This window comes from Cohnella thailandensis (assembly GCF_014212135.1).
GTDB lineage: Bacteria > Bacillota > Bacilli > Paenibacillales > Paenibacillaceae > Cohnella > Cohnella thailandensis.
The window spans coordinates 49,800-68,346 of the sequence record NZ_JACJVQ010000005.1 but is presented as its reverse complement, the minus strand read 5'-3'; the positions used below and the strand labels follow the sequence as shown (position 1 = coordinate 68,346).

Genomic DNA, 18,547 nt, shown 5'->3' with positions numbered 1-18,547 from the left:
GGCTTTCCCTATAACCGGATTTTCGGGTAATACCCTCTTTAAGCTCTAGTTGAGGCTATGTGCGAGAGAGAACACGACAAGATATGCGAAAGTGCCATTGTTGACAAGCGCTCCGACGAACTTTGATGAGAACTCGCATTGTACTCCGATATCACGCACTACAACGAAAACGGCAGCCGACGAAGACAATTGGCTGCCGTGGTATCAAAATCTGGGATTTCTGATAAAAGGTACAGGGCTTCTCGCCTTCAAACATGCCGGATCTGCTCAACCGATTGCTCAGCCCCCATTTCTCCGCTGTCTTCCCTATTGATGAACTACTTTCCGGTTTTTGAAGCATAGGCCGCGTGATTCCGAAAGTGCCCGCCACTTAAGGCAACTTCATCTATTCCCTGCATTCGGATTGATACCCTTCGTTTTGCGGGTAGGTTGATGAGACGTCTTCAACTTGATCCGGTTTAGAACGTAGAGCGTCCCCTTTTGCAATTTTGTCCTCAATGCCTTCGATTCCCTGAACGTGTGCGTCACAGTTGTTCATTGTCACTAGAGCGACACTCCCTTAGGGTTCCTGGGGTTCCTGGGGTTCCTGAATGAGCGGCGGTTGTTGAGCCATTTGAACTTGCGCTTGTTGAGGAGAGGTTGAAGATAAATTGGATTTATTGTTTAAGTTCCTTAATACCATTGGCATTTGCACATGATCTTGTTCATCTTCTTTGTGCGGATTGGCCGATGTATACCTAGCCGCATCCATTCCATCCATTATATTCAACTTGGATCCCCCCTTGGTTGCATGACTTTTTCTTCTTTTAACCTTTCCCCAACGAACTAACAAATATTCCTTCATACAAATCTTCCTTCCTAATAGTACAAATCAACAAAGGCCGAGTTTATCGATCGCCCTCGGAGCCACCGGACAGTGAGTGCGCTGCGCTCCCTATCTGCTTCTAGTGCACGGCGCTTGCATCCGGTCTGAGCCTGCATGACCCGCCGGACAATGTGGGCCGACCGATTGCTCACCAGGAATACCCGATAGCAGCCGAGCAAGGGCTCCATCAAAAGATTACAACCTACTGCTTTATTATTTATAGTGCAGGAAGACCCCTCGTTGACAAAAACAGGGCGTTCGACGCAAAGATGAATAGAATGAATGTAACTCAATGTATTTATCCTTTGAGCCTACAAGATGTTCGGCGAGAGGGAGATGTGTTCTCCTAGTATTTCTGATAATAACCAATAGCTCCCCTCTGCCTAGCTCCGTAAGAATGGAAAATCACAGACTTTCTCCGCGATAAGGTTTACCCAGGGAGAAAGGAGGGGGGAAACGATTGTTGCATCCCGAAAGCTTGTTAATCCCGTTGTCGATTCTCCTACTCAATCTCCTCTTCGCCACTAAACAACCGCTCAACGTTCCCGATCCTCCCCTTAAACACTCGAGTATCTTCGCCGCAGCCGAATTTATTGGAAGATTCGGAGTCATCGTTACGCCTCTTTTTTACTCTGTCCATTTCCGTGCCCCTACGAAATGGCGGCGTGCATCGTCATGCTGCTCGCCCTTCTTCTCTACTATCTCGGTTGGGGAAAGTATTTCTCGCATAATAGGGAATACGCGATTCTTTATACTCCTCTTTTTCGAGAATTCCGGTGCCCCTGGCCATAAAGCCGGTTGCGTATTTCTGTCGGCGTCGGTGCTTCTGCACTCGGTTGCGATGCTTTTGTTCAGTTTCGCTCTTGCGTTCGGCCATATTCCGAACAGTCTCAACGAATGGCGCAGGATTAGCAGACAGACTAGAGCCGCCTCGTTGCCGAGACGGCTCTATTCAATCTGCAAGAGGCTATGCTTACTTCTTCGGAAGCTCGTTATTGGCGATCATCTCGCCGAACGGGCTAATATAGGAGCGCTGCTGCTCCTTCTCCTGTTTGCCCTCAAGCGGCAGCAGAGGGAAAACAAGCTCGGCCATCCGATACGCCTCCTCAAGGTGAGGATAGCCGGACATGATGAACGTTTCGATGCCGAGCTCCTTGTACTCCAGCATCCGCGCGGCGACCGTCTGCGGATCGCCGACGAGCGCGGTGCCCGCTCCCCCGCGCACGAGACCGACTCCGGCCCATAGGTTCGGGCTGATCTCGAGCTTGTCGCGGCTGCCGCCGTGGAGCTCCATCATCCGGCGCTGGCCGACGGAATCGAAGCGGTCCAGAATCCGCTGCGCATCGGCGATCGTGTCGTCGTCCAGATAACGGATGAGGTCGTTCGCCGCCGCCCACGCCTCCTCCTCCGTCTCGCGCACGATGACGTGCAGCCGGATGCCGAAGCGAACCGTCCTTCCCTGCTCGGCAGCGAGCTTGCGCATGACCGCGATCTTCTCGGCTACTTGAGCCGGCGGCTCCCCCCAGCTGAGGTAGACGTCGATGTGCTTGGCCGCTACCTTGTGCCCCGCGTCCGAGGAGCCGCCGAAGTAGAGCGGCGGATAGGGCTGCTGCACGGGAGGATACAGCACCTTGCCTCCTTTGACATTCACGTAATCGCCTTCGAAGTCGACTTGTTCTCCTCGGAGGGCTTGACGCCATACCGTCAGGAACTCGTCGGTCAGGTCGTAACGGGCATCATGGTCCAGATGCAGGCCTTCCCCCGCCAGCTCCACCGCGTCTCCTCCGGTCACGACGTTCACCAGTAGGCGTCCCCCGGAAATTCGGTCGAAAGAGGAGGCCATTCTGGCCGCGATCGTCGGCGACATCAAGCCCGGACGGACGGCCACGAGGAACTTCAGCCGGCGAGTGGACGCAAGGAGCGCGGACGCCGCGATCCACGGATCCTCGCAGGACTTGCCGGTCGGCAGCAGCACGCCGCCGTAGCCGAGCGTGTCGGCCGCCTTGGCGATTTGGCTCATATAATCGAAGTCGACCGCGCGGGCGCCCTGGGTCGTCCCCAGATACTTCCCGTCGCCGTGGGTCGGTATAAACCAGAAAACTTCCATGATCGTTTATTCTCCCTTCTTTAGCCAGGCTTTTTTAGCCAAACATCTTTAAGCCCGAGACTTCTCCAACAGCTTCCATACGCGCTCCGTCCACGGCGTCTTGTCCGCGTTCAAATATTGGTTCGCGAGGCCTCTCACCGGGTCTCCCGCGTAAAATCTCTCATAGAGCTCGTGCCTCGAGCCGAGCGGGCTGCCGATCAAATCCCAGGCCAGCTTAAACAGCTGGATCTTGCTCTCCGCGTTCAGCGCCACTCCTTCGAAATAACGGTGAAGCAGTTCGCCGATCGGGCCGCCGAACTGGCCGAGGCTGGACGGAGTCTGGATGAAGCCGCCTCCGCCAACTTGCTGGAGGATCTCGATCGCCCGCGGGTATAGCTTCGTCCCGAGGCTTCTCGCCGTATCGATGAACGACGCCTCCGGCACCCATATCCCCGTCGCGGGATCTGCATGAGCCTTCGCTTCCGAAGCGATCAGCAGCGCCTTCATCGTGTCGATCTGGGTGATCAGCTCGCCGAGCTTCTCCTGCACGTGCAGAAAGCCGTTCACCCCGATCGATTCCGCGATCGCGAACGCGACGCCCGCGAGGAACTCGAGCTTCGCGACGAAGCGGACGACCGTCTGGTGGAACGCGAGCGAATTCGAGCTCTGATGGCTTCTCAGCTTCCACACCGCTTCGGCATCCCCATAGAGGAGAACCCGCTCCCAAGGGATGAACACCTCGTCGAACAAGAGCACCGCGTCCATCTCGTCGTACCGGGAGCTGAGCGGATGATCCGACGTCTTCTCTTCCGCGAACGACTCCCGGCAGACGATGTGCAGCCCCTTGGAATTCGCCGGGACGAGCAGGGCGTGCGCGTGCTTGCCATATTGGGATTCCAGCCGGTAGAACGAGAACACGATAAAATCGTGCGTATAAGGAGCCCCGGTCGCGATCATCTTGGCGCCGCTGACGTAGATGCCTTCCTTGTTCTCGCGAACGACGTGAAGGAATCTCTCGGCGATCCGCTTGTCGTCGAGCCCCTTGGAGCGGTCGATCTGAGGATCGAGCAGCGAGGTCGTCAGGAACAGGTCGTTATCCCTCGCTTGCTCGTAATAGGCGGCGAGCTTCGATTCGATGCCGGGATCGAGCTGGGAGAGCTGCTTGCGCGCCCCGTACCAGCCCGTCACGAGAGAGCGGGCGTAGTCGGACAAGCGGCTCATCACGCCGTTCGTCTCCTGCGCCCAATAATCGAAGGCGCGGGTTCTCTTCGCCAGGTCCTCGGCCGAATACGGAACGAGGAACGAGCTGTGCGCATAAGCCTCGCGTCCGGGAACGGCGAAGCCGACCTCGTCTCTGCGCTTCGGATCGTCGAGCAAGTCGAACAAGCCGCCGATCGTGCCGAGCGTCCCCGAGAAGGCCGGGTGCTCCGGCAGGTTCTCCACCCGTTCGTCGTCGATCCATACGCTCCGCCCGTCGCTCAAGCTGTCCAGGAACTTTTTCCCCCTTAGTGCCATAGGTCGTTATCTCTCCTTTATCCCCTCGAACGATCGGCGGAACGCGGCGCCCGGATGCCGGTCCGGCAAGCGGTCGCCCTCCCCGAACAGCTTCGCCCTCATCGTCCCCTCTTCGTAGCGGGTTTTGTACAGTCCGCGCTCCTGCAGGATAGGAACGACAAGGTCGATCATGTCCTTCAGCGTGCCCGGCGTCATGAGATGAGCCAAATTGAAGCCGTCGATGCCGGTGTTCTCCATCCAGCCCTGCATCTGATCCGCTACTTCCTCCGGCGAACCGAACAGCAGCGGGCTTCTTCCGCCGATCCTGGCGTTCTCCTCGATAATTTCCCCGACGTTCATCCGCTTCTCGGACATCGTCGTATATCGGGCCACCGACGCCTGGCCGGCATCGGAAGCGAAATATTCCAGGTAATCGGAGCGATCGTACTTCGACAAGTCGATTCCGCTGAAACCGCCGTATAGCGCCTGCGGACCGTCTTCGCTGCGGAGAGCCGTGTATTCCCTGTACTTCTCTTCCGCTTCCGCCCGCGTCCGGCCGATGACCGCGTTCGCCGCCATGAACACCTTGACGTCCTCGGGCTTCCTGCCGAAGGAAACCGCGCGAGCCCGGATATCGTCCACGTAGAACTTCATGCTCTCGTAATTATGGGCGTCGATAAACACGCACTCCGCATGCTTCGCCGCGAAATCCCGCCCCCGCTTCGACGTGCCCGCCTGATACAGGACGGGGGTTCGCTGAAGGGAAGGCTCGCTTAAGTGGGGACCCGGAATGTTGTAAAACTTGCCGGCGTGGTTGATCTCGTGCACCTTGGACGGGTCGGTATAAATTCCTCTCTCGACGTCGCGGATGACCGCATCGTCCTCCCAGCTCGCTTCCCACAGCTTGTAGACCACTTCCATGTATTCGTCCGCTCTCTCGTACCGATCGTCATGCTTCACGACGGCATCGAGCCCGAAGTTCAAAGCCGCGCTGGGCAAAAAGGAGGTCACGACGTTCCAGCCGATCCGGCCGTTCGTCAGATGGTCGAGCGTGGACATTCTTCTGGCGTGGGCATAGGGAGGCTCGTAGGTCGTCGGCACCGTGACGGCGAAGCTGAGATGCTTGGTGGCGTAAGCCATCGTCGGGATGATCAGCGACGGATCGTTGACCGGCGCCTGGATGCCGTCGCGAAGCGCCGCGTCGCGGCTCCCGCGATAAATATCGTAGAAGCCCAGAACGTCGGCGAGGAACAGAGCCTCGAACATTCCTCTCTCCAGCAATTGGGCCAGCTCGACCCAATAGTTCAGATCCTTGTAGCGGTACCGCTCGTTCTCCGGATGCTTCCAGAGGCCGTGGGCGCTGTGCATGGCGCAGTTCATGTCGAACGCGTTGAGCAGAATTTGTTTGGCCATCTCTTCGTATCTCCTCGCTTAGTAACGATAACCTGCCGCCGGATGACGATCCGGCAGCCGGCTCGCGCCTTCGCCGAACAGCTTCTCCCGCATCGTTCCCGGCGCGTACTCCGTCTTATAGACGCCTCTTTCTTGAAGGATCGGGATGACGAGGTCGACCACGTCCTTCAGGCTCGAAGGCGTCACCAGGTGCCCGAGATTGAAGCCGTCGATGCCCGTCTTCTCCACCCATTCCTGCATCTGATCGGCGACCTGCTCGGCGGAGCCTGTCAGCACGACCGCCCTTCCGCCGATTCGCTTCACCTGCTCGACGACCTCGCCGTAGGTGTACGTCTTCTCCGCCATCGTCGTGAACCGCGCCATCACGGTCTGCCCGTGATCGGTGCGCCGGTACCCGAGAATATCGTCCGGAGCTCCCTTCGACAGGTCGATGCCCGTATAGCCCCCGTAGATCGCTTGCGGGCCCTCCTCGCTGGAGAGCCGGGTCAGCTCCTCGAACTTCTCGCGGGCCTCCGCCTCCGTTCGTCCGACCACGGTGCTGAGCGCCATGAACACCTTGACGTCGTCCGGTCTCCGTCCGTACGCGGCCGCCTGAGCCCGGATGTCGTCCGTATAAAACTTCATGCTCTCGAACGAGTGGCCGTCGATGAAGACGCACTCCGCGTGCTTCGCCGCGAACGCCCTGCCTCTGCCGGAGGCTCCCGCTTGGTACAGCACGGGAGTCCGCTGCGGGGAAGGCTCGCTCAGGTGCGGCCCCGGCACCCGGTAATGGCGTCCTTCGTGTTTGATCTCGTGCACCTTGCCCGGATCCGTATAGATGCCGCGCGCCGCATCGCGGATGACGGCGTCGTCCTCCCAGCTTCCCTCCCACAGCTTGTAGACGACTTCCATGTACTCGTCCGCGATGTCGTAACGCTCGTCATGAGGAATCATCTCCTGCATGCCGAAGTTGCGGGCGGCGCTCGGCAGGAAGGAAGTGACGACATTCCAGCCGATCCGTCCGTTCGTCAGATGATCGAGCGTCGTCATGCGTCTCGCGTGGGCGTAAGGATGCTCGTACGTCGTCGGCACCGTCACCGCGAAGCCGAGATGCTTCGTCGCGTAGGCCATCGTCGGAATAAGCAGCGAAGGATCGTTGATCGGAACCTGGATCGCATCCTTGAGCGCGGCGTCGCGGGTTCCTCTGAACACGTCATAGAAACCGAACACGTCCGCCAGGAACAGCGCGTCGAACTTGCCTCTCTCGAGCAATTGGGCCAGCTCCACCCAATAGCGCAGATCCTTGTACCGGTAGCGCTCGTTCTCCGGATGCTTCCACAAGCCGTGGGCGTTGTGCATTGCCGCGTTGATGTCGAAGGCGTTCAGCCGGATCTCCTTCTTGGCCGCCGCTTTCATTCCGTCTCCTTCACGTTCAATTCATACTGCCCGACGAAAATATGGCACAGCTCGCTGGAATAAGCCATCAGCCCGCCCGCGTGGGAATCCCGCAGGTGCCTCTCGAACGGCAGCGCCTTCGTATAGGCGGAGCCGCCGCCGACGCGGATGCCGAGCTCCGCGATGTCCTTGGCGATCTGGTTGGCGAGAATCTTCGCTTCCATGCCGACGACGTTCGTCTCCGCGGAGCCTTGATCCGCCAGATCGAGCAGATGCTCGGCCAGCAGCTTGGCCGCCGTCAGCCTCGCGTGAACCGCCGCCGTCTCGAACTGGATCCACTGGGCGTGCGACAGAGGCTTGCCGGTGGCGCCGAGTTTTTTCCGCTGTACGTGCTCCTTCAGCGCGTCGTAGGCGGATTGGGCGATTCCGAGCGACAGCCAAGGCAATCCGAGGCCGATCAGGTTCTGCCGGTCCGCGGAAGGAGGACCGAGCCGGTTCTCGGCTTTCAGCCTCGCTCCGTTGAAGCCGATCAACTGGCTTCGAGTGCCGCGCATGCCGAGCGCGTCCCAGATGTCGTGAATCTCCAGGGTCTCGTCGCGCTCGACCCCGAAGAACGCCGGCGCGCCGTCGATGCTGACGTTGATCAGGAAGTAGTCCGCAAGCTCGGCTCCCGACACGAAGCGTTTCGCGCCTTCCAGCTTCCAAACGCCGTCCTCCAGCCGCTGCGCCTCCTGAACCGGGTTCAGGAATAGGTTGCCGGATGACGGCTCGCTGAGCGCGTTGGCGAACCTCTTGCCGCGCTTGAACTCGCTTAAGTACTTGGCGGACGTCTCGGGAGAGGAGAGCTCGATCAGCGTCTCGGCCGCTCCGGTATTCATGAGCCAGATGCAGGCCGTCGCCGGGCAGCCCTTCGCGATCTCGAACAGGATTCGCCCGAACGTCTTGAAGGAGATGCCCGCTCCTCCTTTCTCGACCGGGAGGATCGCCAGATCCAACCCGGATTCGAACAGCCTCCGCAGATTCTCCTTGGGCAGCGCGGCCTCGCGGTCCGTCTGCGCGGCGGTCTTGGCGAACTCCTTCGACAGCTCCGCCGCCGTGTCGATCCAATGCTGCTCCTTCAAAGGGTAAGCAAGAGTGCTCATCGTACGTTACCTCCGTTTACTGGATTGCGATAGTTTAACTCGGCGTTACTCGGGCAGGAACTCCGTCGTGAACGCCTCGTTTACGTCGACGTCTTTGGTCAGGAGACCGGTCTCGAGCAGCTGCCGCTTGTTCTCTTCCCAGCGCTCCTCCTTCATGACGCCCCAGCCCTCCGTAGCGGCGTCGCCGCCGTTGACGAACGGCTCGTAAGCTTTGGCTTGCTCGTTCATCGCGGCGACCGGCAGGTCCTTGTTGTCCTCGTGGATTCTCTCGTTGATCTCTTCCGCATGGTCGAAGTAATATTCCCAGCCCTTTTTGACCGCCCGCAGATACGCCTTGACGACCTCCGGGTTGTCCTTGATGAACGATTCGTTCGCGATGATCGTAATCTCGTAAGGGTCATAGCCGGATTCGGACAGGAGGAACGCTTCCGCCTCGACTCCTTGTTCCTTGAGCGTAATCGGCTCGGAGGTCGAGAAGCCGTGCAGCAGCGACGTCTGGTCCTCAAGGAAGCGGACGAGCGTCCCGTCGGTTACCTGCTCCTTAAGCTGGAGGTTATACTTCTTCTTCACGTACTCGTAAGCCGGTACTCCCGGCACGAAGAAGGCGGTGCGTCCGTTCAAGTCCTCGAACGACTTGATATTCTGATCCTTGTGGTAGATGAGCGCCTGGGGAGAGCTCTGGAGCACGCCCGCGACGGCGACGATCGGCAGCCCTTCCTCGCGGTTCTGCAGCACCGTATCCGCCTTCGCGAAGCCGAAGTCGGCCTTGCCGGTGGCGACGATCTGACGGCCGTTCACCTTAGGGCCTCCCGAGCGGATCTCGACGTCGAGCCCTTCTTCCGCGAAGTATCCCTTTACGAGGGCGGCGTAATCGCCGCCGTATTCCGGTTCGGCGAACCAACCGAGCTGAACCGTCACTTTGCGGAGTTCCTTGGCAGGCTCCGCGGATGGCGATGCGGAGACCGATGCGCTTGCGGAGGATGCGGATGGGCTCGGGGAGGCTTCGCCGGAAGGCGAGCCCTGGCTGTTCGCGTTGCCGTTATTCTGGCCGCAGCCCGAGAGAGCAAGGGCGAATAACGATGTTGCGGCAATAAGGCTGACTTTACGGATAGACATGGATAGTTCATTCCTCTCGAATTAGGAGTTATTGCTTCCGGGTTGAAGCCGTTTATTCGTTCTCGCCGCGCATCTCGGATTCATGCCAAGAGCCCAGCCATTTGCGGGATAGGAAATTCACGATTTGATAAAAAGCGATTCCGAGAACGGAAGCGGCCAATCCGCAAGCGAACAGGTAAGGAGTCTGAATGCGCATGGCGGCGTACGTGATCGCGTAGCCGAGACCGCCTTGGCCGCCGCCGACGCCGGCCACGTATTCCCCTACGATCGCTCCTATTACGCAGAGCGAGCAGGAGATTTTGAGACCGCCGACGATATAGGGGAGGGCCGCCGGAATGCGGAGTCTCCACATCGTCTGCCACTTCGTCGCGTTATAGAGAATAAACAGATTCTTCAGGTTCTTGTCCGTCGAGTTCAGTCCGATCAACGTGTTGGACAGCATCGGACAGAACCCGATGAGGAAGGCGACGATCACGATAGAACGAACCCCCGCGCCGAACCAGATAACGATGATCGGCGCTACCGCCACGATCGGAATCGTCTGAAGGACGATCGCGTACGGATAGATGCTCCTTTCGATAATTTTGGAGCTGGCGAGCAGAATGGCTCCGAGAACCCCTCCGACGACCGAGAATAGAAATCCCAGGATCGTTTCGACGAGAGTCGTGGATACCGATCCGAGCAGCCGGGACCAATTGTCTGCGGCGGATTTCACGATATCCGAAGGCTTAGGGAGCAGATAAGTCGGAAGCTCCGCGATCCGAACCGCGGCTTCCCAGATCCCGACGAACAGCACGAAGGCGGCAAGCGGCGGCCCGACTCGGTAGAGCAAACGGCGCAGCGAATGATTCATGGCTTGTTGGTTAGCACCTCCCGTCTAATGCTTCAGCGATTCGTTCACGAGACCGACGAAGCGGCTGAATTCCGCGCTGGAGCGGAACTGCTCCCCTCGCGGATAAGGAACGTCGACTTCGATCTCGCGCGAGATTCTTCCGGGCCTGGGCGTCATGACCAGAATGCGATTGGACAGATAGACCGCCTCGAAAGCGTTGTGGGTGACGAACAAGACCGTCATCCCCTTGCTTCGCTGCCAGATGGACAGCAGCTCCTCCTGCAGGGTCTGCCTCGTGATCTCGTCCAGCGCCCCGAACGGTTCGTCCATGAGCAGGATGCGGGGTTTGGCGATAAGCGACCTTGCGATCGACACCCTCATGCGCATGCCGCCCGACAGCTGCCGGGGAAGCGACTTCGCGTGATCCTTGAGCCCGACCAGCTCGAGAACCCGCTCGGCTTCCTCTTCCTGCTGCTTGGGGGGCAGCTTGCGCAGCTTAAGAGGCAGCGCGACGTTGTCCCTCACCGATGCCCAGGGCATTAACGTGGCTTCCTGGAACACGAACGAAATCGCGTTGTCCCGCCTCGCTTGCCCGGTCGATCCGCCGAGAATCTCGATCTCTCCCGCCGTCTGCTTGGAAAGTCCGGCCACCATCTGAAAAATCGTCGATTTGCCGCAACCGGAAGGACCGACGAACGAGATCAGCTCCCCTTCTCCCACCTCCAGATTCGCGTCCTGAACGGCAACGGTTCCATTCGGATAAGATTTGCTGACGCCGTCCAATCGTAATACTTGCAATCGACTCTCCCCTTTGCCTCGTATTTCGCCCGAAAAAAACAAAAACCGCCCAAAACGTCCCCCGATGGCGGGAGAGATTTTTAGCGGCACTTCCAGTTGGTCTGGTCAGCATCCTTTATGTCAGAGGGCAATTGCCCCGTTTGGATATTCCACATCCTAATACAGATAATTCCCACCCGTCAAGTTGGAATTTGTGTTGAATTTCTGGAAAACCTCCCCTAATATAAGGATTAGAAGTCCGCCGCCGCCCCGAGCAAGATCATCTATTTTGGACACGAAAAGGAACGATGCTAGTATGGCTGAGACCCGGAGAAGACGATTTACGCCCAAACAAAAAGCCCATATCGTATCCAGACTTCTGGAAGAGAATTCGACCGTACAGCAGGTTGCCGCAGAGTTCGATATCCATCCGATCCTTCTCCAACGGTGGAAGAGCCATGCGCTCGCCAATCTCTCCAAGCTGTTCGAGAAGGAATCCAAAGAGACGGAGAAGCTGAAAGCCGACTACGAGCTTCGCATCGAGGAGCTGCGGCAGGAAGCGAACAAATTGACCCTCCAGCTGGAATGGCTGAAGAAGGTGGCCGCGGCGAGCGTCCCCAAACAGAAACTTAACGAGCTCGTTCGCCGGGAAGAACAGGGCCTCCCGATCCGGACGCAGACCGAGCTTCTCGGGCTGAGCCGTTCCACCCTCTATTATCGATTGAACCATCCTTCCGCCCAAGTCTTCAGCGTTCGCCAAGTGAAGCGAAGCCGGCCCGGAGAGCTCCATCCTGCCCTTCTTCCCGCAGGACTTAACGTGGAAGAGATCAAGCAATATTCGGAGTTCGACCTCGCCAAGCTGCGAATTCAGAACGGATTGATGGACGTCTTCGGCGGATTCCACTGAAACTTATTTTCGGAAAAACGGTGTTCAAACCATTGAGACAAGACCCTTAAGCGGAATTAACTTCCTTTATCATTGGGATAGATTCTTATAAAAAAGAAGAATCAATTAAAAGCTGCCCATACGACCTGAAGTCGTCGGGCAGCCTTTTGCATGGCGCCTATTCTTTATCTTGATAATCCAACATTCTCCACAGCATTACCGTCGCTTCCGCACGCGTCGCTAGGCGTTCCGGAGCGAAGCGGTTGCCGTCCGCTCCGGTGACGATACCGGCCTGACCGGCCGCAACGGCAGCGGAGCGAGCCCAAGCGGGGATCGAATCCAAGTCGGCAAACGGACTATCGGCGGAATCTTCCGTAGCCAATCCAATCGCTCTCGCGATCATGTTCGTCATCTCCGCTCGGGTAATCTCCGCATCCGGACGGAAGGAGCCGTCCGCAAAACCGGTTACGATCCGGGCTTGAGCCGCGGCAGCCGCGTAGGGTTGTGCCCATGTCTCGATTCGGCTAGCATCGGAGAAGCTCAGGACGCTAGTGGATGAGACATCGATCCCGAGAGCCCGGACGAGCATCGCCGTGAATTCGGCGCGCGTAACCGTTGCATTCGGACGGAAGCTTCCGTCCGAATAGCCTTCGACGATCCCTCTAGAAGCTGCTTGGACGATCATTTCTCTCGCCCAATGATAGGTCAGATCGGAGAATTCGGGAACCGGAGCATCCTCTACCGAGAAAACCGCGAACTTCGTGAAGTGATCAACCTGAGCGATAAACCTCGAATTTTCCGCATGGCCTTCGACTTCGATCCATTCGTTCTTTACCTCGTCGTAATAGAAAAGAGCGGCATGTCGGCCTTCCTCTAGAGCAGCCACATCGAATTTGAAGGTCAGCTTAACCGGCTTGCTGAACTTGCCCGCAAAACTCTTAAGCAGCTCATAAACCGGGGTCAACGGCTTCATCGAGACGGGGACCGTTCCGCTCTCGAAGTCCTTTTTCTCGATCGTTAGCGTGAACGGGCCGTCGAACAATCCGTCCGGCAGCTCGACTTCCGCTTCGTCGCCAAGCTTGGCTGAGCAGGCAACCGTACCGCAAGCTACCGTTATGTTCGTTGCAGGATTCGGAGTCGAGACGACAGGAGGCTGCGGGGTGACCTGCTGCTCTCCGACGATAACGTTCACTGCTGCATGAAGCCCACGCGGGTTCGTAACGCCATCCGGAAGCGTTAGCGCGCCCTTGAATACGTACGTGCCGGGTAAATTGCCATTGTAAGCCGGAGCGCTCTCGTTCCAAGTGACGCTTGTCGTCTTCTTATCCCCGTTGCTCAGGGAGACCTCTACCTCGCTCGGAAGCTTTAGCGCCTCTGACGCCGTGCCATAAGGAACCGTGATATCCTCGATCGATGCAACCGACTCTACCGTAACTATTGGTGCCGGTGGTTGTTCCCCGACGTTGACGTTCACCGTCGCTTGAAGCCCTTCCGGATTCGTGACACCATCCGGCAGAGTCAGCGTGCCTTTAAATGTGTAAGTGCCGGAGACATTACCATCATAAGCAGGTGTGCCCTCATCCCAAGCGACGCTTACCGTCTCCTCATCCCCGTTGCTCAGGGAGATCCCTCCCTCGCTCGGAAGCTCAAGTGCCTCCAACGTCGTGCCATACGGCACCGTGATATCGTCGATTGGCGCAACCGACTCTACCGTCACCACCGGTGCCGGAGTCTGTTCCCCGACGATAACGTTCACCGTCGCTTGAAGCCCTCTCGGATTTGTCACTCCATCCGGCAGAGTCAGCGTGCCTTTGAATGTGTACGTGCCGGACACATTGCCGTCATAAGCCGGAGTGCCTTCATCCCAAGCGACGCTTACCGTCTCCTTATCCCCGTTGCTCAGGGAGACCTCAACCTTGCTCGGAGGCTCAAGCGCCTCTGACGCCGTGCCATACGGCACCGTAATATCGTCGATCGTTGCAACCGACTCTATCGTAACTATCGGTGCCGGAGGCTGTTCCCCGACGATAACGTTCGCCGTCGCTTGAAGGCCTTCCGGATTCGTCACCCCATCCGGCAGAGTCAGCGTACCTTTGAATGTGTACGTGCCGGACACATTGCCGTCGTAAGCCGGAGTGCCTTCATCCCAAGCGATGCTTACCGTATCCTTATCCCCGTTGCTCAGGGAGACAATCACCTCGCTCGGAAGCTCCAGCGCTTCCGACTCCGTGCCATACGGCACCGTGATGTCGTCGATCGACGCAACCGACACTACCGTCACTAACGGTGCCGGCGGTTTTTCCCCGACGATTACATTAACCGTCGCCTTCAACCCTTCCGGATTCGTCACTCCCTCCGGAAGCGTTAGAGCACCTTTAAACTCATACGTGCCGGACACATTGCCGTCGTAAGCCGGAGTTCCGCTATCCCAAGCGACGTTTACCGTCTCCTCATCCCCGTTGCTCAGGGAAACCTTTACCTCGCTCGGAAGATCCAGCGCCTCGGACGACGTGCCATAAGGCACCGAGATATCCTCGACCGCCGCGACCGAATCCACAACGACCGGAGCCGGAGGCTGTTTCCCGACGATAACGTTCACCGTCGCTTGGAGCCCTGCCGGATTCGTGACTCCATCGGGCAGAATCAGCGTGCCTTTGAACACATACGTTCCGGAGACATTGCCACTATAATCCGGAGTTCCGCTATCCCAAGCGACGCTTACCGTCTCCTCATCCCCGTTGCTCAGGGAGACATTCACCTCACTCGGAAGCTCCAGCGCTTCCGATTCCGTTCCGTACGGCACCGTAATGTCATCGATAGCGGCAACCAACTCGACCGCGACCACCGGAACCGGATTCACCGTAAACGTTAAAGTCCTTGGCGCTCCCGCTTCATACCCGGCGGAATAGTCCTGCTTGTATCGCACGAGAACGGTTGCGTCTCCCTCGAAGACTGGCGGCGTAATCCCGTCATACGCCGTGTAGGACGTCCCTCCGTTCATGGAATACTCCATGGAGGAGCTCAGCCCGACAATGAGATTCGCATCGTCGTCCGCGGATACCGCCGGCTGCCCTACCGTTACCTTCACGAACGTGCCGCCAAGATTGCCGCCTGCAGCCTCGTAGCTGCCGTCAGCCAATTGCTTGACGTAGAAAAGATTGCCGGAGCCTTCGATCCATTTGCACCACTGCGTATTCCCTTCTCTGTCAGTCTTGATCAGGACACCGTTCCCCGAATTATTGCCGCCGCTTACGATAAATCCGCCTTCCCGCGTCGAAGACCATGAAAAGGCAAGGGATGTCCCCACCGGATAAGTTCGAAGCCATTTTTGCGTACCGTCCGCACCTATCCGCAGCAACAGAGCATTTTGCGCGGAACCAAGAAGTTGATTGCCCGTTAATAGATAATCCCCGCTGGAATCGGGCGCGGGATTGATGCTTTCGATGGCCGTTCTGCCAGCTCCGTATAATTGAACCGTTCCCGCGAGATTCCCCGCGGAATCGACCTTCGCGATGAAGCCTTGCGACGCGGTATCGCCAATGAACAGATATCCACCGGATACAGGAAGTACGTCCCGTACATAGTGAGAGCCGTCCAGTGGGGTGACAATCGTAGCTTTGTTGGTCCCGCTGCCGTCAGTCCGAACCATTGCAATGTCCTTGTCGTAGGTTCCCTTATAACCGAACACCCGATAGCCGCCCGATTCTTCCATAATCTTGACGGCTGCTCCGTTCACGGTTGAATCGATTGTCTGCCATGCCACTGTTCCGTTTTTATTCAGCTTGCCGTAAACCCAATTATTGCTGAAGTCGTAGCTCCCCGAATAGAGATATCCCCCGTCGGCGGCTTGAGCGACATAGGTAAGGCTAGGAAGCTTGCTCTCATCCGTCAAGACCTTAGTCTCCCAGTCGACCTTAAGGTCGGAATCCAGCTTCGAGACTTGTCCGTCTCCGACCCCGACGTATCCTCCATCGGACAAGGGGATCAAGGCTCTGAATCCGGGAACGCCGGAAGGAAGAATCAACGAAGCTTCCATCCTGTCTGACTCCGACGCTACCTCCGCCCGAACCTGCCCTCCAAAGAACGGAACTAACAACGCAACCGCAAGCATAAATGCAAGAAACCTCTTATAACGCGACATCGCCACCATTTTCCCAACCCTCCAAGCCCTGTCCAATTCGACAGCATGCGATTCCTATCATCCATCTTTTATTTAAAATCTTCCAACTCCTATCTTATAAGAAATCTGACGAGAGACTAGTCATTATGGCGAAAAATGATTCAAAATTGAAACAAAAAAAGAACCTGCGCCGCGGCAGGTTCTGCTTAACTAACATATATAGCTCAAGGAAGCTCGATCGCCACCTCGCGGCGAAGGTCCGCGGAGCGAAGCACGCCGTCGATGATGGCTTGCTGAATCAGAATCTGCTCGCCCGGTATCGGAGCCGGACGGCCATCGCGCACCGCTTCGGCGAAGTCCCGCACCTTCTCGTCGAACAGGTTCAAGCTATGGCCGATCAGAGGCACGTCCGTCGAGGTATGCCCGCCGAAATCGTCGTGGAACAGCGTCATCGATCCGACCGCTCCGTCCCACACTCCCGACCAAGGTCCCGAGCCCGCCGGCGTCACCTTCAGCCCGGCGTCGGTGCCGAGGAACAGCGTCGAGCCGAGCGAATCCATATGCATCGCCCAGGAGATCTTGAACTGCAGCACGAGATCGTTCTCGAACCGGACCATCGCCACGCCGAAGTCTTCGACCTCGAATTTGGCCGCTTCCGGATGATAGAGCGGGTTCGTGCCGAAGTGGTTCGACGTGAACGCCGACACCGAGACCGGACGCGGGTAGCCGAGCGTGTTCAGCGCCATGTCGAGCGAATAGCAGCCGATATCGGCCATCGCGCCGGCTCCCGCCAGCGTCTTGCTGATGAACGTGCCGCCCGGCATCCCTCTTCTTCGGCCGCCTCCCGTCTCCACGTAGTAGACGTTGCCGAGGCGTCCGGATTGGACGATATCCTGAAGCTTCTTCATGTTAGGATCGTAACGCGGCTGGAAGCCGATCGTCAGCATCCTGTCGGTCTCCTTCGCCGTCTGCACCATCTCGAGCGCTTCCGCGAGCGTGACCGACATCGGCTTCTCGAGCAGCACCTGCTTGCCCGCGCGGAGAGAATCGACCGCGGTACGATGATGCGAGACGTTCGGCGTGCAGATGCTGACGCCGTCCAAATCCGCTTTCAACAGATCGGTATGGCTGTCGAACGCGGCGGTCTCCGTTAAGCCCTCCAGCTCCGTGAACTGTCTCGCCTTGCCGGGAATGACGTCCGCTACCGCGACGATGTCGACGTAGGGCAGCTTGCGGTAGGCCGCCACGTGGGCGCGGGCGATGCCGCCGGTTCCGATAATGCCGATTTTTACTCTTGCCGTCATAGATGAAGATCCTCCCATGGGATTCGCCCCGCCCCATTAAATCCTATCTCACGCCATGAAGGCGCCTGTAGGCCGACGGAGTCATTCCGAATTTATGTTTGAAAACAGGGTATAAGTAGTTCGGGTTGGCGTAGCCGTGGTCCAACGCGATCTCCTCGATCGGGCGGTCCGATTCGAGCAGCTCCGAGCAGATGCGCTGAAGGCGAATATGCTCCACCCAATCGCTGAAGGTCGTCTCCCCTTCGCTGCGGAAGATCCGTTGAAGCTGGCGAGGACTGACCTGGACCCGTTCGGCCACCTCTTCCAGCGTAAGAGGACGAGCGCCGTTATCCTCGATGTACTGGGTGGCCAGCCGGAAACGATGGTCTTTCATGTCCCGCTCCGGAATGTTGCCCGCCGCCTCCGGCGACGCGTGAACCCGGGCCGCCCTCAGCAGGATTTGCAGCACCGTCTGCTTCATCGTCGTGTAGAAGCCGACGGACTGCTCCTCCCAGGCGCGATAAGCATCCAGAAAACATTGCATCGCATGATAACGATCCAAAGCGGGCACGGCCGGCATCGTCCGAATAAGGCGAATGCATTCCTCCGCCTCCTGCGCCTCGAGCTCGTCGCCCCACTCGCGGGAGTCTTCCGCCTCAAGCGGGATGATCTCGCAGTGCAGGCACAGCTCGAACATCGGGTCCTCCGGATCGGAGATCTGCTCGTGCACGACGTCCGGCCCGGTCAGGTAGAACGCTCCCTCCTGCAGCTCGAAGCGATGGTCCCCGATGATCACCGCTCCTTTGCCCCGGGGAATAAAATGAAATTCGTATTCCGAATGCTTATGAGCCGCTATGACATGCCCTCTCTCGAAGGAGGCCAGATGGCACCGGAGCACGCGGATGCCGTAGTTCCCCCAGCGGAACCGGAGATCGAGCCTGTCCAGAGCGAACCTCTTGCGCTCCATTCTCGCGTAAGGGAACGGCGCGGAGCCGTTCTTGCGGCTTCCCGGCTCGCTTCTCCGGTCCGCTCCTTCGCCCCTACTTTCGCCAAGCTTGCCCCTCTCCATCCGCTCGTCGCTTAGATCGGAAGCCGGCTTGCCGCTATTCTTTTCCGTCATGCGTTCATCCCCCAAGGCTCGCGAGCGACCCCGCCATCC

The 18,547-nt window shown here is 58.2% G+C and carries 13 protein-coding genes; 1 reads left to right on the top strand and 12 read right to left on the bottom strand.

Features of this window, described 5'->3' with window-relative positions:
- Positions 1 to 559 precede the first annotated feature (559 nt).
- From H7B67_RS05110 to H7B67_RS05070, 9 genes are all read right to left on the bottom strand, one after another.
- A complete protein-coding gene (locus tag H7B67_RS05110; protein WP_185118724.1) occupies positions 560 to 844 on the bottom strand; it encodes a hypothetical protein in 285 nt (94 codons plus the stop codon).
- Positions 845 to 1,838: 994 nt separating this feature from the next.
- Positions 1,839 to 2,972, bottom strand: coding sequence for an FMNH2-dependent alkanesulfonate monooxygenase (ssuD, locus tag H7B67_RS05105; RefSeq protein WP_185118723.1), 1,134 nt, complete (start codon positions 2,970 to 2,972; stop codon positions 1,839 to 1,841).
- Positions 2,973 to 3,020: 48 nt separating this feature from the next.
- A complete protein-coding gene (locus H7B67_RS05100; protein ID WP_185118722.1) occupies positions 3,021 to 4,466 on the bottom strand; it encodes a 4-hydroxyphenylacetate 3-hydroxylase family protein in 1,446 nt (481 codons plus the stop codon).
- Positions 4,467 to 4,472: 6 nt separating this feature from the next.
- Entirely contained in the window at positions 4,473 to 5,858 is a 1,386-nt protein-coding gene (locus H7B67_RS05095; RefSeq protein WP_185118721.1) for an LLM class flavin-dependent oxidoreductase, read from the bottom strand.
- A gap of 18 nt (positions 5,859 to 5,876) precedes the next feature.
- The gene (locus H7B67_RS05090) at positions 5,877 to 7,253 is read right to left on the bottom strand and encodes an LLM class flavin-dependent oxidoreductase (RefSeq protein ID WP_185118720.1); all 1,377 of its coding nucleotides are present in this window, start codon (positions 7,251 to 7,253) and stop codon (positions 5,877 to 5,879) included.
- Complete coding sequence (locus H7B67_RS05085; RefSeq protein WP_185118719.1) at positions 7,250 to 8,374, bottom strand: acyl-CoA dehydrogenase family protein; 1,125 nt, start codon at positions 8,372 to 8,374, stop codon at positions 7,250 to 7,252. The genes H7B67_RS05090 and H7B67_RS05085 overlap by 4 nt, the downstream gene beginning before the upstream one ends.
- A 45-nt stretch (positions 8,375 to 8,419) precedes the next feature.
- Complete coding sequence (locus H7B67_RS05080; protein ID WP_185118718.1) at positions 8,420 to 9,490, bottom strand: ABC transporter substrate-binding protein; 1,071 nt, start codon at positions 9,488 to 9,490, stop codon at positions 8,420 to 8,422.
- A 52-nt stretch (positions 9,491 to 9,542) separates the two neighbouring features.
- A complete protein-coding gene (locus H7B67_RS05075) occupies positions 9,543 to 10,343 on the bottom strand; it encodes an ABC transporter permease (RefSeq protein WP_185118717.1) in 801 nt (266 codons plus the stop codon).
- A gap of 24 nt (positions 10,344 to 10,367) precedes the next feature.
- A complete protein-coding gene (locus H7B67_RS05070) occupies positions 10,368 to 11,120 on the bottom strand; it encodes an ABC transporter ATP-binding protein (protein WP_245363589.1) in 753 nt (250 codons plus the stop codon).
- 295 nt (positions 11,121 to 11,415) lie between these two features.
- On the opposite strand from H7B67_RS05070, the gene H7B67_RS05065 reads away from it, so the two are divergent.
- The gene (locus H7B67_RS05065; RefSeq protein WP_185118715.1) at positions 11,416 to 12,006 is read left to right on the top strand and encodes a transposase; all 591 of its coding nucleotides are present in this window, start codon (positions 11,416 to 11,418) and stop codon (positions 12,004 to 12,006) included.
- A 157-nt stretch (positions 12,007 to 12,163) separates the two neighbouring features.
- On the opposite strand, the gene H7B67_RS05060 is transcribed toward H7B67_RS05065, so the two are convergent.
- The 3 genes from H7B67_RS05060 to H7B67_RS05050 all read right to left on the bottom strand — a co-directional run bounded on the left by H7B67_RS05060 (position 12,164) and on the right by H7B67_RS05050 (position 18,508).
- Entirely contained in the window at positions 12,164 to 16,021 is a 3,858-nt protein-coding gene (locus H7B67_RS05060) for a DUF4073 domain-containing protein (protein ID WP_185118714.1), read from the bottom strand.
- A 308-nt stretch (positions 16,022 to 16,329) separates the two neighbouring features.
- The gene (locus tag H7B67_RS05055) at positions 16,330 to 17,409 is read right to left on the bottom strand and encodes a Gfo/Idh/MocA family protein (RefSeq protein WP_185118713.1); all 1,080 of its coding nucleotides are present in this window, start codon (positions 17,407 to 17,409) and stop codon (positions 16,330 to 16,332) included.
- Between the two features lie 43 nt (positions 17,410 to 17,452).
- On the bottom strand, positions 17,453 to 18,508 hold the full coding sequence (locus H7B67_RS05050) for an AraC family transcriptional regulator (RefSeq protein WP_245363588.1): 1,056 nt from the start codon (positions 18,506 to 18,508) through the stop codon (positions 17,453 to 17,455).
- Positions 18,509 to 18,547 lie beyond the last annotated feature (39 nt).

Coding starts and splice junctions, on each gene's coding strand:
- H7B67_RS05110 (WP_185118724.1), bottom strand. CDS start 844: ATGAAGGAATATTTGTTAGTTCGTTGGGGAAAGGTTAAAAGAAGAAAA.
- ssuD (WP_185118723.1), bottom strand. CDS start 2,972: ATGGAAGTTTTCTGGTTTATACCGACCCACGGCGACGGGAAGTATCTG.
- H7B67_RS05100 (WP_185118722.1), bottom strand. CDS start 4,466: ATGGCACTAAGGGGGAAAAAGTTCCTGGACAGCTTGAGCGACGGGCGG.
- H7B67_RS05095 (WP_185118721.1), bottom strand. CDS start 5,858: ATGGCCAAACAAATTCTGCTCAACGCGTTCGACATGAACTGCGCCATG.
- H7B67_RS05090 (WP_185118720.1), bottom strand. CDS start 7,253: ATGAAAGCGGCGGCCAAGAAGGAGATCCGGCTGAACGCCTTCGACATC.
- H7B67_RS05085 (WP_185118719.1), bottom strand. CDS start 8,374: ATGAGCACTCTTGCTTACCCTTTGAAGGAGCAGCATTGGATCGACACG.
- H7B67_RS05080 (WP_185118718.1), bottom strand. CDS start 9,490: ATGTCTATCCGTAAAGTCAGCCTTATTGCCGCAACATCGTTATTCGCC.
- H7B67_RS05075 (WP_185118717.1), bottom strand. CDS start 10,343: ATGAATCATTCGCTGCGCCGTTTGCTCTACCGAGTCGGGCCGCCGCTT.
- H7B67_RS05065 (WP_185118715.1), top strand. CDS start 11,416: ATGGCTGAGACCCGGAGAAGACGATTTACGCCCAAACAAAAAGCCCAT.
- H7B67_RS05060 (WP_185118714.1), bottom strand. CDS start 16,021: ATGGAAGCTTCGTTGATTCTTCCTTCCGGCGTTCCCGGATTCAGAGCC.
- H7B67_RS05055 (WP_185118713.1), bottom strand. CDS start 17,409: ATGACGGCAAGAGTAAAAATCGGCATTATCGGAACCGGCGGCATCGCC.
- H7B67_RS05050 (WP_245363588.1), bottom strand. CDS start 18,508: ATGACGGAAAAGAATAGCGGCAAGCCGGCTTCCGATCTAAGCGACGAG.